Raw genomic sequence first — 15643 nt, 5'->3', positions numbered from 1 at the left:
GTTCATGGAGCGGCTTAACGAGAAGGCTACTCACAAGCAGCCTCCTTCGTAAAGTGAACAATCCTGTAAGCGATAAGCCCGTCGAATCAGTGGCGGTCGATGCGCACCAGGCGGATCGTCAGCGTTCCCCAGAACATGCGGGCGCGCATCTGCACCGGGATGCGGGCCACGTCGTCCGAATACCAGATCCACACCTGCCCGCGATCTTTGAGCACGCCCGAGGTAGCGCGCGGCTGCACCCGCACTGTCTGAAAGGTCCCGGCGGGAGTGCGGACTTCCTCCCGCGCCTCCACGTGCGCCTCCACCTGCGTGGTGCGCCCGCCATCATTCAGCGGGAAGCTGTAGGTGGCGTCGGGCGCGAGCGCCTGCGAGCCCAGGTAGTAGATGCCGGAGATCACGTCGGTCACGCAGTCCGGGATGTCGTTCTCCACCTTCTTCGACTTTCCCCAGCGCAGGTTGGTCTCCTCCAGCACGCTCTTGTGGCGCGCATAGTCGAAGCGGATGCTGGTCTGCAGTTTGCGGAAACCTTCCTCGGTGTGTTTGGTGAGGTTGCGTGAGCAGAAGGTCTTGCGGTCGAAGAAGGCCTCAAAGCGGTCGCGGACGGTATAGAGCAGCGCCGCGGCGCCGGTGGCGTTGGCGGTGGCCAGCACCCGCTGCTCGCTGCTGCCTGCGTCCTCGATGCGCAGCGTGGCCGTGCCCGCCTTCCACAGCCGCCACTCCGCTTCGTACACGTAGGTCTCGCCGCTGGTGAAGTGACGCTCCGCCGGAGGCCGGATGCCGGAAGAGGAAACCGCGGCGCTCGGCGCGGGAGCCGGAGCAGAGGGTGCCGGCGGTTTCTGTGCGACGCCAGCACCCGGCGAGAGCAACAGTGCTGCGAGCAACAGTGCGGCGAGCACCAGCAGCGCGGGTTTTGGCAAGGCCGGACTCACGAGGAATGAGAGGGGTATCGGGCTCACGAAAACCGGAGGAGCTTCACCACCAGCGCCGCCAGCATCGCCACCGCGCCCAGAAGAGCATTGTACTCGCGGTGCTGCAGATAGAGTTCTCGGGAAAAGCGCCCTTGGGCCGCGCCCGCCCCGCCGAATCGCGGCCACAGCCGGGGCACGCGCCGCGCGTAGTCCTCGAACTGGGGAAAGTTGGCGCGCATCCACGCCTCCTCCGAGAGGATCACCGGAAGATAGACGGCGAGAAAGAAGACGAGCATTCCAGCCGCCAGCCACCAGTCGCGCGCCGCCGCCACGAATCCCGCCGCCATGATCAGCGATCCCAGGTAGAGCGGATTGCGGACGTGAGCGTACGGCCCGCTCGCCGTGACCTCGGTGTTCTTGCGCAAGTGCCCCGAGGCCACGGCGCGCAGCACGAGTCCCCAAACAATGAAGATGCTGCCCGCGGCCAGCGACCGCCAATCCGGGTGCGCCCGCCACAGATACACCGCGGCCAAGACGAATCCCAGCGGGACGCGGATGCGGCGCGCGATCTGGCTCCAGCTAGACATGCTCCCTCACGAGCCGCCGCGCCGCGGCCACGACTTCCTCCGTTGTGATTGCGAGCATCCCGGGATCCACCTCTGCGCGATGCGCATACGAGGTCTGGCTGGCCGGCGAGCGCAGCACGACGTTGCGCTTGCCAAACGGCCCGTTGCGCGCCGGGTCAGTGGGCCCAAAGATTGCCACGACCGGCACCCCCAACGCCGCCGCCAAGTGCATGGGCCCGGTGTCGCCGCCCAGGAAAATCTGCGCGCGGCGCGTCAGCGCAATAAGCTCGGAGATGGAGCAGGAAAGCGGTTGCGCCGCGCCGCCGCTCGCCGCTGCCACTTCCTGCGCCAGCGTTTCTTCACTGGGGCCGTAGTTCACCAGCGTGCGCAGGCCATCTTCCGCCAGCGCGCGCGCGGCTTCGCCGTAGCGCTGGGCCGGCCAGAGCTTGGCGCCCCAGCCGCCGCCGGGCGCGAGCAGCAGGAAGCGCTGCGCTCCGCGCCGGCGCAGCTCGGCATCGCACCAGGCCTCGGCTTCCGGATCGCGCGGCAGCTCGAAGCGAGCCGGTGGAGTCTCCCGGCCGGTGAGCGCATGCGCCAACGCAAGATTCATCTCGACCACGTGCGTACCCGTGCGTGCGACCGCGCGCGTGTAGAACAGCTTTGCCGCGGATTCCTTCGGATCCGCGAAGCCCAAGCGCAGCGGCGCCCTGCTCGCCTGCGCCACCAGCGCCGACTTCATCAGTCCCTGGAAGTCGATGGCCACTTCATAGCGGGCGCCGCGCAGGTCGCACAGCGCGCCCACGGTTTCACCCCACGTCTCATCCGAAAACGGGGCGGAGCGCCAAGCGGCGGCGTCCAGAGGATGGATCACGTCCACCAGCGGCTTGGCGGCGGAGCGCGGCGAATCGGGAGCGGCGTCAGAAGTCGAAAGCAAGGCGCTGGAAGCGCAGAGCAAGGCTTGGGGCGAGCAGAGCAATTCTGCCCAGCGCTCCTCGATCGCCCAGCCGATGCGGGCTTCGGGGAAGGCGTCGCGCAGCGCGGCCACGGCGGGCAGCGCGTGGATCACGTCGCCCATCGCGCCCAAGCGGACGGCTAGGATCGCTTCCATTGGCGCAGCATCCCGCTGGAGGAGTGGCGTTTGCGGTCGCCCACGATGCGCACCCGCCCGCCGCACTCGCGCACCACGTCGCGCTCCGGGACGGTGCCGGCGGTGTAGTCGGTGCCCTTGGCGTGGATGTCGGGGCGGATCTCGCGGACCAGCGCGCGCACGTCGGGCTCGGGAAAGATGACGACCGCATCCACCGCGGCCAGGGCCGAAAGAATCTCGGCGCGCTCGGCGGCGGGCATGTGGGGGCGTCCTTTCCCTTTGAGTTTGCGTACGGTGGCATCGGCGTTGACGGCGACGACGAGCCGCCCGCCCAAGACCTTGGCGGCCGTGAGGTAGCGGACGTGTCCGGCGTGCAGCACGTCGAAGCAGCCGTTGGTCAGGATGATGCGCTCGCCGGCGCGCCGCCAGCGGGCCACGCGGCGGCGGAGCGCGGCGCGGGTCAGGATTTTATTGATGCTCATGGACGGCCGAGTCGGCATCGCATCGGGCGCATAAATGGTTTTGGGTGGCGCAGGGCTTCAGCCCTGCATTCCTGGCACCAATAAGGACCAGGGCTTTAGCCCCTGAGGTAGCCGGCATCAGGCCTGCCCGATGGCGGCCGCCAGCTCTTCGCGGCTGACGGTAGCTGTGCCGCGCTTCATCACCACGATGCCGCCGGCGTAGTTGGCGAGGCGCGCCGCGTCCTCTGCCTCCGCGCCCGCCGCCAGCGCCGCAGTGAAGGTGGCGATGACGGTATCGCCGGCGCCGGTGACATCCGCGATCTGGTCAGAGCCGTGGATGGGGATGGCCACGGGCTTCTTCCCCCGCGCGAAGGTCACCATGCCGTCGCGCCCGCGGGTGATGACCAGCGACTCGAGCTTCATCTTCTGCAGCAGCGACTTGCCCGCCTCCGCCAACCGCCCGGCGTCGCTGCCGATACGGATGCCCAGCGCCTCTTCTACCTCGGGCTCGTTGGGCGTGGCGGCGTTCGCGCCCGAGAATTCCAGCATGCGGTAGCGCGAGTCGAGCGTAACCGGAACTCCGTTCAGCGAGCTGCGAGCGCGGATGGCGTCGAGGATGGCGGGCGTGGCCGCGCCGTAACCGTAGTCGGAGACCAGCAAGGCGTCGGAGGCGCGCACGTACAGCCGCGCCGCCCGCACCAGCTCGCGCACCGTGAGCCGGTCGAGGCCGGCCTCGGGCTCGCAGTCCACCCGCACCACCTGCTGCCGGCTGGAGTGCGCCGTCCCCGCCAGGATGCGCGTCTTGGTGACCGTCGCGTGGCCCTTGCGCTTGAGGATGCCGTTGATGGGAATCTTTCTGTGGCGGAAGCACTCGAGCAGCAGGCGCCCGGGCTCGTCGTCGCCCACCACGCCCACCGGAAGCACGCTCACCCCCAACGCCGCCAGGTTGCAGACCGCATTGGCGCCGCCGCCGGGGACCACGCTGCGCTCGCGGTGCTTCAGGATGAGCACCGGGGCCTCGCGCGAGACCCGCGAGATCTCGCCGTACACGAACTCGTCCGCCACCAGGTCGCCGACTACGGTCACGGTGACCCGCGGGAAGGCGTCGAGGATCTTGCGCAGCCGCTCTGCGTGCTTGCTCATGTCAGCTTTCTGGTAAGCCGCTGGCGCAAGATTCTCTCATGCCCTATGGCTCCCGTGTCACCCGCCGTGGTAAAGCAGCCATCACCGCGTCCACCGCCGCTTGCGCCTCTTCCAACTCCATTCGCACCGGGACCACCGCCAGCGGCTCGAGCGCCGAGAGCAGCCCTCCCAGGTTCACCGCATCTTTTTCCGTGGTGACGAACCCCCCGGCGCCGCTGTGCTGGCGCAGCGCCTGGAGCTCGCGGATATCGGCGTCGGTATAGGCGTGGTGGTCGCGATAGACGGCCTCGGAAGCGGGCACGATGCCTGCCGCGCGCAGTTGCAGGAAAAAGCTCTGCGGCCGCGCGATGCCACAGAAGGCCACGGGCTGCGAGGGGACGCTCCCGGGAATGATGCCACGGCGCGCCCGCCACACCAGCTTGCCATCGACCGGGAAGCCCGCCGGATCGGCGCCCGAGGTCAGGACTACGGCGTGGGCGCGGGCTAGCGCGGCCACTGGCTCGCGCAGCCGCCCGGCGGGCAGCAGCCGATCGCGGGCGTCCTCCGGCGTCACCAGTACGATGTCGAAGTCACGGGCCAGGGCGCGGTGCTGGAAGCCGTCGTCGAGCAGATGCAACTGCACGCCGAACTTTTCCTCCGCGGCGCGTCCGGCGGCGTAGCGGTCTTCGCCGACCACCACAGGGACTTGCAGGCGCCGGGCGATGAGCAGAGGCTCGTCACCGAAATCGCGTGCCGAGCCGCCCGGGTCGACCATCCGCACGCCTTTGGTCTTGCGCCCGTAGCCGCGAGAGAGGACGTCGAAGGCGACGCCGCGCGCCTTCAGCAACTCGCCGAGAAGGATCACGAAGGGAGTCTTGCCCGCTCCGCCGGTGGAGAGGTTCCCGATGCTGACCACCGGGCCCGTGAGCCTCCGGGACTTCAGCATCTGGCGTTCGTAGAGGGCGTTGCGCACCTCCACGCCCACGCCAAAGATGACGGCAAGCAGGCTCATCGTCGTTCCCCCGAGCCTGGCGCCTGTGGCGCCAGCGTCGGGGCGGGCTGTCCCACCGGGTCGCTGGGGCGGAGCCCCATCAGCACGGCCAGCGCGTCGAGCGTGCGCTGCGTCGCGCCGGAGTGCGCCTGCCAGGTCTTGCGGGCGAGTCCCCCAAGGTGTTCGCGGGCGCCGCGGTCGCCCAGCAGTTGCAGCAGCGCGTCGGCCAGCGCCTGGGGATCAGGACGTACCACGCGCAGGGCGCCGGCGCGGTCGAAGAGGCTGACGATCTGGCGGAAGTTCTCGGTGTGCGGCCCCACCAGGATGGCCGCGCCGTACTCCGCCGGCTCCAGGATGTTGTGGCCGCCGCGCGGCACCAGGCTTCCGCCGACGAAGGCCATCGAGCCCAGCGCGTACACCGCGCTCAGCTCGCCGATGGTGTCGAGCAGCAGCACTCCGCCCGCAATCGTGCCGCGGTCGCCTGAGTCAAGCGCCGAGCGCCGCCGCCACGGGATCCCCGAGGCTGCTAGAAGCCCGGCCACCGCATCAAAGCGTTCAGGATGCCGTGGTGCCACCACCATCACCGCCTGCGGATGGCGGGTCCGCACGATCTCGAAGGCGCGCAGCAGCAGGTCTTCCTCGCCCTCGACGGTGCTGCCGCAGACCACCGTCTGCGCAGGCCCGGCGGCGGCGAGCGCCACTCGCAGCGGGTCGAGCGCCGGGGGCGGAAAAGCAGCGTGCGTGTCGAACTTCAGATTGCCGGCCACTTGCACCCGCTCGGGCGCGGCGCCGATGGCGATGAGGCGGCGCTTGTCCTCCTCGCTCTGCGCCAGGAACAGCTTCACGTTGCGCAGGATGCCCAAGAGCAGCCCGCGCCAGCGACGATAACCGGGAAGGGAGCGGTCGGAGATGCGGGCGTTGACCACGGCCACGCGCGCGCCGCTCTGCTTCGCCAGGCGCAGGAAGTTGGGCCAAAACTCGGTTTCGGCCAGCACCACCAATGGCGGCTTCAAGGCGCGCAGGTAGGGCCGGATGGCGAAGGCGAAGTCGAGAGGGAAGTAGAAGACGTTCTCCTCGCCGAAGCGCTCGCGCGCCAGCTTCTGTCCCGTGGTGGTGGTGGTGGAGACGACGACGCGCTGGCCGGGGAAGAGCGCCTTCAGTTCGGCGATGAGGCCGCTCGCGGCCAGCACCTCGCCCACCGAGACGGCGTGCACCCAGACGGCGGCGGGCGCCTGGGGACGCAGCAATCGCGCAGGGACGCGTCCCAGGCGCTCGGCGAAGCCGGCGCGATACTTGCCCTGGCGCAGCATCTGGATCAGCCAATACGGCGCGCCCACAAGGAGCGCGGCCGCCAGGACGAGGCTGTAGAGCAGATACATGTGTCGCCATTGTAAGACGAGTGCGCCCCGGGACGGCGAGGTTGTGGCGAATCGAGCGCCGAAGGATAATCGTTCCATGCGCGAGCCGAAGAGAGAACACGGGAACCCAAGAGCCTGGCTTCTGGCCGCTGTGCTGCTGTTCACCAGCGCAGCGTGGATTTTCGCGGAGAAGCAGCCGCAGCCGTTGCCCAAGGCCTTCCACGCCAACACCTATCCCGCGCACGAAGCGCACGACGATGAGAAGGTCTCCATCGCCGCCGATCCCTACGACATGCCCGACAAGGCCGCCATCTTCGTGGTGAACTACAAAGACTCGGATTTGCTGCCCATGCAGTTCGTCATCTCCAACGACGGCGACCAGCCGGTCTCGCTGGTGGACATGCAAGTGGAGCTGATCACCGCCGACCGCAGCAAGATCCCGCCGGCGACCGTGGACGACCTCTACCGCCGCCTGGGCCGGCAGACGCGCCGCGGCGACGAGCCCGCGCGCAACCCGCTGCCCGTTCCCCTGCCCAAGAAGAAGATGAAGCCCACGGTCAGCAGGGAGGCGCAGGCGGAGATCGAGGCCATGCAGTTCCGCGCCCGGGCGGTGGAGGCGCGCTCGCTGCAGTCCGGCTTCCTGATCTTCGACGTCCAGGGCATCCTCAACCCGCTGGCGGGAGCGCGCCTCTACGTCCACGGCCTGCGCGACCAGAACGGCAAGGAGCTGTTCTACTTCGAGATCCCGCTGGAGAAATACCTCACCTACCGCCCGGGCCATCCTTAAACAAGGCTGGCGTTGCGGGCGCCCGATATGGTTTGCGGTTGACCCTGCTTTCCCAATAGTGGAAACTCAGGTTCCGCCTGTTGCCGTGCCCGCGCCCGGCGGCGAAGCATTGGCTGAGGATCCCAAGAATCCGTACTGGGGAAGAGACTTGCGGCAGTTCAAGCCAAAGCGGACGAACAAGCCCAAGAAGAGCAAGCGGGTGCCCAGACAGCCGGGCTTGCGGCCGCGGGCGACGCGCTTTCCCGTGCAGATCCCCTTCCGCTACCGGCGCGTGGGTGAGATCGAATGGACCCAGGGCACCACGGAGAACATGAGCTGCTCGGGAGTGCTCTTCCGCGCCCAGCAACTCATCGGTCCCGAAACGCCGCTGGAGATGCGCTTCATGCTTCCCCCGCAGTTGGCCGGCGAGGCGTCGCAGGAGGTCGCCTGCAACGGCTATGTGGTACGGGCCGTGCAGCCGGCCCGCCGTGGCGAGCCGCCCGCTCTGGCCTCCAAGCTGCTGGACTGCATCTTCATCCATCCGGCTGAGATCCTCTCGCGCATGCCCGGGGAGATCCGGCGCACCGAGGAGGCCCTGCGCCTGTCCGAGGAGAAGTTCGCCAAAGCTTTCCGCGTCAGCCCCGACGCCATCACCATCACCACCGTGGACGAGGAGCGCTACATCGAAGTGAATGACAGCTTCCTCCGGCTGAGCGGCTACACCCGGGAGGAGGTCATCGGGCATACCTCGCTGGAACTGAATCTGTGGGTCGACCTGGCCGACCGCGTGCGGCTGGTGGAGCCGCTTCGGCGCAACCAGCCCATCCGGGACCTGGAGCTGCGCTTCCGCAACCGGTCCGGGCGGACGGGCCTCGCTCTGGTCTCGGCCGATCGCATCGAGCTGGGCGGACAGGCCTGCCTGCTCACCGTGACCCGCGATCTCACCCAGCAGAAGCAGAAGGAAGTGGAAGTCCAGCGGCAGCAGGACTTCCTGCGCAAAGTGCTGGACGCCAACCCGAGTCTGGTCTTTGTGAAGGATTGGGAGGGAAGGTTCACGCTGGCCAACCGCGCTCTGGCCGAGATCTACGGAACCACCCCGGAATTGCTGGTCGGCAAGACCGGCGCCGACCTCAATTCCAAGAGGGAAGAAGTGGAAAAGTTCCTGCGCGATGACCGCGAGGTGATGGGCGCAGGAAAGGAAAAGTTCATCCCCATGGAGCCCGTAACCGACGCTCGCACCGGCGAAGTCCGGTGGTTCCAAACCCGCAAGACTCCGCTCTTCTCCACCGAGGGGAAGGCCACGCACGTACTCGGGGTGTCCACGGACGTCAGCGAGCACAGGCGCGCGGAACAGTTGCAGGCGGCGCTCTACCGCATCGCAGAAACCGCCAGCTCTCCCGCCGATTTGCAGACCATGTTCGCCGCCATCCACTCCATCGTGGGCGCCATGATGGATGCCCAGAATTTTTACATCGCGCTCTACGATCCTGCTGCCGGCCTGCTCAGCTTCCCCTATTTCGTGGACGAGGAGGACGTGACCCCGGCTTCCAAGAAGCTGGGCAAGGGACTGACCGAATATGTGCTGCGCACGGGCCAGCCGCTGCTGGCCTCCCCCGAGACGTTCGACGACCTGGTGCGCCGCGGCGAGGCGGAGACCGTCGGCGCCCCCTCGCTGGACTGGCTAGGCGTCCCGCTGAAGGCGGGAGAGCAGACCTTCGGCGTGTTGGTGGTGCAGAGTTACAGGGAGAATGTTCGCTTCAGCGAACCCGACAAGGAAATCCTGACCTTCGTCTCGCAGCAGGTGGCCAACGCCATCGAGCACAAACGCAGCGAGGAGGCGCTGCGGCGTTCCGAGGCCAGCTACCGCTCACTCATCGAAGGCGCGGCCTACGGCATCTACCGCTCCGACATCAAGGGAAGGTTGCTGGAGGTGAACCCGGCGCTGGTCGAGATGCTGGGCTACGGCTCCGAGGCCGAACTGATGTCGCGGAACCTGGCAGCCGATGTCTACGCCGATTCCGAAGAGCGCGCCCGCCTCATCGCCCAATATGAGAAGCAGGACCGCTTCCGCGGCGTGGAGGTCAACTGGAAGCGCAAGGACGGCGCCATCCTGGCCGTGCGCCTCACCGGCCGGCCGGTGTTGGACGCCAGGGGCGAGTTGGAGTACTTCGAGGGCATCGTAGAGAACGTGGCGGAGCGGCGCGCGCTGGAGGACCAGTTGCGCCAGTCGCAGAAGATGGAGGCGGTGGGACAACTGGCCGGCGGCATCGCCCACGACTTCAACAACCTCCTGGAAGTCATCATGGGCTACAGCGACCTGCTGGTGGAGAGTCTTCCGCCCGAGAACCCGCACCGCCGCCAGGCCGAGGAGATCTACAAGGCCGGCAAGCGCGCCGCCGGACTCACCCGCCAACTGCTGGCCTTCAGCCGCAAGCAGGTGCTGCAGCCCCGGGTCCTGGACCTGAACGCCATCGTCACCGACCTCACCAAGCTGCTGCGGCGCACCATCGGCGAGCACATCGAGTTCTCCGCCAGGCTCTCGCCCGTGCTGGCGCGGGTGAAGGCCGACCCCAACCAGATCGAGCAGATCCTGATGAACCTGGCGGTGAACGCGCGCGACGCCATGCCCCAGGGCGGTTCGCTCGCGCTCGAAACCTCCAACGTCACAGTCGATGAGGCTTTCGCCCAGCAGCACACCGGCCTGCGCCCCGGCGACTACGTGCTGCTGACCGTCGCCGACACCGGCTCCGGCATGGACCTCAAAGTCCAGGCGCGCGTCTTCGAGCCCTTCTTCACCACCAAGGAAAAAGGCAAAGGGACAGGGCTGGGCCTGGCCACGGTCTACGGCATCGTCAAGCAGAGCGAAGGCTACATCGCGGTGCAGAGCGCGCCGGGGCAGGGCACCCGCTTCCGCATCTACCTGCCGCGGGTGGAGGAGCCGGCGACACCGGCGCCTCCCCAGCCCGAGAAGCCGGCCTCGATCACCGGCTCGGAGACCATCCTGCTGGTGGAAGATGAGGACGCGGTGCGCCGGCTGGCGCGCGCCTTCCTGGAGAACCGCGGCTACACCGTGCTCGAAGCTCGCGACGGCGCTCACGCCATCGAGATCTGCGAGGATCGCGGCCAGATCATCCACCTCATGGTCACGGACGTGGTCATGCCCAAGATGGGCGGTCGCGAGCTGGCCCAGCGCGTGGCTCCCATACGACCGGATATGCGCGTCCTGTTCGTCTCCGGATACACTGGCGATTCCCTGACCCTGCCCGGCCCCCAGGCCGCCTTCCTGGAAAAGCCCTTCGGCCCCGGCGACCTGGTGAAGAAGGTGCGCCAGATTCTCGACCAGAAGCCTTCCTGAGCGCCGCGCCCGCCCGTTTCCTGGCTTCGCAGCCGCTATAATCGGCTTTCATGCCCGCCTCTCCCCAAGCCTCCGTCGCTGCCCGGGCCGGCTACGAGCCGGTCATCGGCCTGGAAGTCCACGTCCAACTGCTGACGGAAACCAAGATCTTCTGCTCCTGCTCCACCAAATTTGGCGCGCCGCCCAACAGCAACGTCTGCCCGGTGTGCCTGGGACTGCCGGGAGCGCTGCCCGTGCTCAACCGCCAGGCGGTGGAGTTCGCCGTCCGCGCCGCGCTGGCCCTGAACTGCTGCGTCAATGAGACCTCCATCTTCGCCCGCAAGAACTACTTCTATCCCGACCTGCCCAAGGGCTACCAGATATCGCAGTACGACCGGCCGCTCTCCGAGCACGGGTTTGTGGACCTCAAGACCGCCGCCGGCTCCAAGCGCATCGGCATCACCCGCCTGCACCTGGAAGAAGACGCGGGCAAGAGCCTGCACGAGGGCTTCGTCGACTCTGCCGAGCACACCTACATCGACCTGAACCGCTCGGGCGTCCCGCTGATCGAGATCGTCAGCGAGCCGGAGATCGCCTCGCCCGACGAAGCCTACGAGTACCTCACCCGCCTCAAGGAGATCATCCTGTACACCGGCGTGAGCGACTGCAACATGGAGGAGGGCTCGCTGCGCTGCGACGCCAACGTTAGCGTCCGCCCCCGCGGCCAGAAGGAGTTTGGCACCAAGGCAGAAGTGAAGAACGTCAACTCCTTCCGCTTCATCCGCCAGGCGCTGGAGTATGAGATCGAGCGCCACATCGGCCTGCTCGAATCCGGCGAACGCATCGCCCAGGAGACCCGCCTCTACAACTCCCAGGAGGGCAAGACCTACAGCATGCGCTCCAAGGAGCAGGCCCACGACTACCGCTACTTCCCCGAGCCCGACCTGCTGCCGCTGGTGGTGGATGAAAAATGGCAGGCGCAGGTCCGCGCCACGCTGCCCGAGCTGCCCGAAGCGCGCCGCAAGCGCATGGTCGCCGGCTACGGCATCACCGAGTATGATGCCCAGGTGCTGACGCTCACCCAGTCTCTCGCCGACCAGTTCGAAGCCGCCGCCAAGGCGGCGAAGAATCCCAAACGCGTCGCCAACCTGGTGCAGAGCGAACTGATGGGACGCCTGAAGGCCAAGGGGCTGGAGCTCGAGCAGTCGCCCATCTCGATGAACGGCGTCGCCGTCTCAGCTGATCTGGTCGAGGCCGGGACCATCTCCGGCAAGATGCTCAAGGACCTCTACGACCTGGCCTTCGAGCGCGGCCAGGACTTCCCCGCCGTCTACGAGAAGGAAAAGCCGCAGCAGATCACCGACGCCGGCGCCATCGAGAAGATCATCGAAGAGGTGATGGCCGCGAATCCCAAGCAGCTCGGGCAGTACCGCTCCGGCAAGACGGCGGTGAAGGCCTTCTTCGTCGGTCAGGTGATGAAAGCCTCCAAAGGCCAGGCCAACCCCGCCCTGGTCAATGAATTGCTCGATAAAAAACTTGCAGGGTGATGGAGGATTCCCATGCGTCTTCTCGTGCACTGGATCTTGAGCGCGCTGGCCCTGTTGCTGGTGGCGCACTTCGTTCCCGGCTTCTACGTGAAAAACTTCCTGTACGCGCTGTTAGCGGCCGTGGTGATCGGGCTGATCAACGCGACGCTGGGGGCGATCCTGAAGGTCCTCACCTTCCCCCTGTCCGTTGTGACCCTCGGCCTCTTCCTGCTGGTCATCAACGCTCTGATGCTGAAGCTTGCGGCGGCGGTGGTGCCAGGCTTCGAGGTGCGCGGCTTCTGGCCTGCATTCTGGGCGGCGCTGCTGCTGGCCATCCTGGGGATGATCATCCATAGCGTCCTGCGCAAGCGCGAATCGGACTAGCCGCGGCGGGTGGAAGGCCCGCGACACGGCCGGTGTGCGGTGGCTAGTTGCTCTTCTTCTCTCCCGCGTGCCCGTGGTTGATGTAATGCTCCTGGCCGGTGCGCGCCTTGGTGACGTCGTCGTAGAGCGCGTCGATCCAGTCGTCGGCCTTGATGAAGCCCTTGCCGTAGTCGGTGTCCCACTTGGCCAGCAGCTTCTCTTTCTTCATCTGCTCGACCGTCTTGTGCTTCTTCACCGCCGCGGCGATGACGGCGCGCGTCTCCTGGATCATGGCCACGAACTTGCGCACGTCGTTCGCGGTGGAAAGCGGCCCGTGGCCGGGGATGAACTTGGTGTCCGGCTTGGTCATGGAGAGCACCTTCTCCACGCCCGCCACCATGCCGCTGACCGAGCCGCCGTTCTCGATGTCCACGAAGGGAAAGCCGTAGGTGACGAAATCGTCGCCCATGTGCACCACGTTCGCCTGCGGAAAGAAGATCACGCTGTCGCCGTCGGTGTGCCCGTGTGGGAAGTGGATGGCGCGGATGTCCTCGCCGTTCAGGTGGATGGTGGCGCGCTCGCTGAAGGTAATGATGGGCAGCGCCTCCTTGGGTGCGGGCGCCTGCTTGCCAAAGCGCTTGATCTCCGAGCCCTCGGCCAGCCGCTTGCGCACGTTCTCCTGCGCGACGATGGTGCCGAGCTTCCCGAACTCGGCGTTCCCTCCGGTGTGGTCGAAGTGGTAGTGCGTGTTGAGGATGAAGCGCACCGGCTTGTCGGCGATGCCCTTGAGCGCCGCCTGGATCTTGAGAGCCAGCGGCGCGAACTGGTCGTCCACCACCACGATGCCGTCCTCGCCCACCGAGATTCCGATGTTCCCCCCGGCGCCTTCCAGCATGTACACCGAGCCGGCGACCTTGGTGACCTTGATCTCCACCTTGCTGTAGTCGCGGTCCTGCGCGGTCGCGAGACCGGAGAGCAGTAGCAGACCGGCGGCGAAACCCACAAGTTTGCGCATGGTTCACCTCGAAGAAAAGTTGAGTGCGGATTCTAAAGCGTGGCGCAGAAATTTGCGAGGGTCGCCCGCACCGACGCAGTTCAGTCGTTGGGCATGGGCCCGGTCTCAACCAGCTTGAACAACTCGTCGCGGCCCACGCGGTAGATGGCGTAGCTGCGGCCGCTCTCGGTGACGAGTGCAAACAGCAGCTCGGCCGGGCCGTCGCCGTCGGCATCCACCGCGTCCACCACCTCCATCCGCGGCACCGAGCCCAGCCAGGCGCTTGAGGTTGCGGAAGCGAACAGCTTGCGCAGCTCGCCGCTCACCGTCGTGCGCGCCACTACGGTGACGTAGTAGGTCGTGGTGAGTTGCTTCTTCCCCTTGGGCGCTGCTTTGGCGACGGTGGCGACGCTGGCGACGGTGGCGCGCGCGCTCAGCACGATCTCCGCCAGGTTGTCGGTGTTCAGGTCGAAGGCGCGGACCTGCACCTGGTCGAGCGACGGCATGCCGCCGCCTGTCTGACGCGCCACCTCGGCCTCGGCCAGAGTTTTCATCTCGCCCGTCAGCCGCTCCTCCTCGTCGCGGTTCCACGGGAAGAGATACGGCCGGGTCTCCTGCGAACCAGCGTCGGAAACCGCCACCAGCGGCGCCGGCTTCTCGCTGGGCTTTGACGGAGCCGGCGCGGGCGCGGCCGCAGTCTTAGGCGCCGCCGCCGGCGCGGCCTTGGGCGTTGCGGGAGAAGGGGGAGCGGCAGGCGCGGTCGTAGCGCGCCCCGGGCCGCGATGCAGCATCGGACGGTTGGGATCGTTGGGCTCGGGCTCTGATTTAGCCTCGCCGGACGAAGATTTCGCCGGCGGCGGCGCGGAAGTGGAATCTGCGGCAGCACGACTCAGCCGCGGCCGCTCGTCGTCATCGGAAGCGTTGAGGGAAGCGCTCTTGGGAGACCCGGTCACGCCCGGGCTCCATATGCCGTCGCCGTACCACACTCCTTTCACGGAAACGCCGCCGCGCACCGTAAACAGTCCCGCAGGAGCGCCGCCGCGCGTGGCTTCATAGACCGTCCCCGGCTCGAGCGCCATGGGACGCGGCGAAGCCTCATACAGTCCGGCGTCGTAGTACTTGCCCTCCCAGAACAGCGAGATGGGCACCAGGCGCAGCGCCAGCACGCCCTTCGAGTCCTTCTTCCACTCCAGCAGCGCCACGGCGCGCGCCGAGCGCTGCTTCTTCTTGAGCGGGCCCGTCTGCGCCGCCGTTCCGGCCACCAGGCCCAGCAGGAAAAGTAGCGCCACTCCGCACAGCAGCTTGCGGTATATACTCACCGCCGCGCTCGGCTTCGAGGTGACTGCCATGGACCTCCGGGACAAAGCTCCTGACTTCATTCTGCCAGATGAGGACGGCAATGCGGTGGCTTTGAAGGATTTTCGTGGGCAGAACGTGGTGGTCTATTTCTACCCCCGCGCCGACACCCCGGGCTGAACCATCGAAGCGTGCGGGTTCCGCGACGCATACAAGAAGATACAGAAGGCCGGCGCCGTGGTGCTGGGCATCTCCCCGGACACCCCCCAGGCGCAGAAGAAGTTCAAGCAGAAGTTCGACCTGCCCTTCACACTGCTGTGCGACACGGACAAGAAAGTCGCCAAGCTCTTCGACGTGATCAAAGAGAAGAACATGTACGGCAAAAAGGTGATGGGCATCGAGCGCACGACTTTTCTCATCGGCCCGGACGGGAAGTTGGCACACATCTTTCCCAAGGTGAAAGCCGAGGGCCACGCCGAGGAAGTGCTGGCCGTGCTTGCCTCCGGCGGTCGTTGACGTTTCCGGGGAAGTTCGCCCGCTAGGCGAGGAAGGAGTGGGCCAGTCCCCCGGAACGGAGGTTGAGTCATGAGACCCTTACTTCTGGTCACCGTCGCAGCGAGCCTATTGGTCAATGCCTATGCGCAGAATGAAGGCCAGCGCGAGCAGCCTAGCTGCAAGATTCGTTTTGCGGCTTATCAGTCGAACCCGCATGTTCCAGGGGGATTGACACCAGGAATGAGCAAGGAGCAGGGAAAATGGTACGAGAAGAACAAGAAAAACTATCTGGCCGTCTGCCTGGATAGCGAAAGGCCGGACTATGTAGTGGTGTGGAGCTCCCGGTTCTCGTCTGAAGGCGAACCTGAGCCCATCA

At 66.8% G+C, this 15643-nt stretch carries 15 protein-coding genes; 6 read left to right on the top strand and 9 right to left on the bottom strand.

Going from position 1 to position 15643, the window contains the following annotated elements:
• Nucleotides 1–86: 86 nt before the first annotated feature.
• The 7 genes from VGQ94_04735 to VGQ94_04705 all read right to left on the bottom strand — a co-directional run bounded on the left by VGQ94_04735 (nucleotide 87) and on the right by VGQ94_04705 (nucleotide 6514).
• A complete protein-coding gene (locus VGQ94_04735; protein HEV2021813.1) occupies nucleotides 87–917 on the bottom strand; it encodes a DUF3108 domain-containing protein in 831 nt (276 codons plus the stop codon).
• 35 nt (nucleotides 918–952) lie between these two features.
• A complete protein-coding gene (locus VGQ94_04730; GenBank protein HEV2021812.1) occupies nucleotides 953–1495 on the bottom strand; it encodes an isoprenylcysteine carboxylmethyltransferase family protein in 543 nt (180 codons plus the stop codon).
• Entirely contained in the window at nucleotides 1488–2582 is a 1095-nt protein-coding gene (locus VGQ94_04725) for a glycosyltransferase family 9 protein (GenBank protein ID HEV2021811.1), read from the bottom strand. Before VGQ94_04725 ends, VGQ94_04730 begins: the two co-directional genes overlap by 8 nt.
• Nucleotides 2567–3043 (bottom strand): adenylyltransferase/cytidyltransferase family protein, encoded by a 477-nt coding sequence (locus VGQ94_04720; protein ID HEV2021810.1) that lies wholly within the window; start codon nucleotides 3041–3043, stop codon nucleotides 2567–2569. The genes VGQ94_04725 and VGQ94_04720 overlap by 16 nt, the downstream gene beginning before the upstream one ends.
• Nucleotides 3044–3160: 117 nt before the next feature.
• A complete protein-coding gene (locus VGQ94_04715) occupies nucleotides 3161–4165 on the bottom strand; it encodes a PfkB family carbohydrate kinase (GenBank protein HEV2021809.1) in 1005 nt (334 codons plus the stop codon).
• Nucleotides 4166–4208: 43 nt separating this feature from the next.
• Nucleotides 4209–5156 carry a tetraacyldisaccharide 4'-kinase gene (gene lpxK / locus VGQ94_04710; GenBank protein HEV2021808.1) on the bottom strand — a complete coding sequence of 316 codons (948 nt, stop codon included), beginning with the start codon at nucleotides 5154–5156 and terminating at the stop codon, nucleotides 4209–4211.
• Nucleotides 5153–6514, bottom strand: coding sequence for a 3-deoxy-D-manno-octulosonic acid transferase (locus VGQ94_04705; protein ID HEV2021807.1), 1362 nt, complete (start codon nucleotides 6512–6514; stop codon nucleotides 5153–5155). The genes lpxK and VGQ94_04705 overlap by 4 nt, the downstream gene beginning before the upstream one ends.
• A 76-nt stretch (nucleotides 6515–6590) precedes the next feature.
• Between VGQ94_04705 and VGQ94_04700 the strand changes: the two genes are divergently transcribed.
• From VGQ94_04700 to VGQ94_04685, 4 genes are all read left to right on the top strand, one after another.
• Nucleotides 6591–7280 (top strand): hypothetical protein, encoded by a 690-nt coding sequence (locus tag VGQ94_04700; protein HEV2021806.1) that lies wholly within the window; start codon nucleotides 6591–6593, stop codon nucleotides 7278–7280.
• Between the two features lie 109 nt (nucleotides 7281–7389).
• Nucleotides 7390–10614: a PAS domain S-box protein gene (locus VGQ94_04695; protein ID HEV2021805.1), complete on the top strand. Its 3225-nt coding sequence runs from the start codon at nucleotides 7390–7392 to the stop codon at nucleotides 10612–10614.
• A gap of 50 nt (nucleotides 10615–10664) precedes the next feature.
• Nucleotides 10665–12140, top strand: coding sequence for an Asp-tRNA(Asn)/Glu-tRNA(Gln) amidotransferase subunit GatB (gene gatB / locus VGQ94_04690; protein ID HEV2021804.1), 1476 nt, complete (start codon nucleotides 10665–10667; stop codon nucleotides 12138–12140).
• Between the two features lie 12 nt (nucleotides 12141–12152).
• The gene (locus VGQ94_04685) at nucleotides 12153–12503 is read left to right on the top strand and encodes a phage holin family protein (protein ID HEV2021803.1); all 351 of its coding nucleotides are present in this window, start codon (nucleotides 12153–12155) and stop codon (nucleotides 12501–12503) included.
• Nucleotides 12504–12546: 43 nt separating this feature from the next.
• On the opposite strand, the gene VGQ94_04680 is transcribed toward VGQ94_04685, so the two are convergent.
• Both VGQ94_04680 and VGQ94_04675 read right to left on the bottom strand, forming a co-directional pair.
• Nucleotides 12547–13497 carry an MBL fold metallo-hydrolase gene (locus VGQ94_04680; GenBank protein HEV2021802.1) on the bottom strand — a complete coding sequence of 317 codons (951 nt, stop codon included), beginning with the start codon at nucleotides 13495–13497 and terminating at the stop codon, nucleotides 12547–12549.
• Nucleotides 13498–13577: 80 nt separating this feature from the next.
• A complete protein-coding gene (locus tag VGQ94_04675; protein ID HEV2021801.1) occupies nucleotides 13578–14825 on the bottom strand; it encodes a hypothetical protein in 1248 nt (415 codons plus the stop codon).
• On the opposite strand from VGQ94_04675, the gene bcp reads away from it, so the two are divergent.
• Nucleotides 14824–15288 carry a thioredoxin-dependent thiol peroxidase gene (bcp, locus tag VGQ94_04670; protein HEV2021800.1) on the top strand — a complete coding sequence of 155 codons (465 nt, stop codon included), beginning with the start codon at nucleotides 14824–14826 and terminating at the stop codon, nucleotides 15286–15288. The genes VGQ94_04675 and bcp overlap by 2 nt on opposite strands.
• A gap of 69 nt (nucleotides 15289–15357) precedes the next feature.
• A partial coding sequence (locus VGQ94_04665) for a hypothetical protein (GenBank protein ID HEV2021799.1) occupies nucleotides 15358–15643 on the top strand: 286 nt, incomplete at its 3' end.

Source organism: Terriglobales bacterium (assembly GCA_035937135.1).
Lineage (GTDB): Bacteria > Acidobacteriota > Terriglobia > Terriglobales > Acidobacteriaceae > DASYVL01.
The sequence above is the reverse complement of the archived record's forward strand: the minus strand, read 5'-3'. Positions and strand labels throughout refer to the sequence as shown.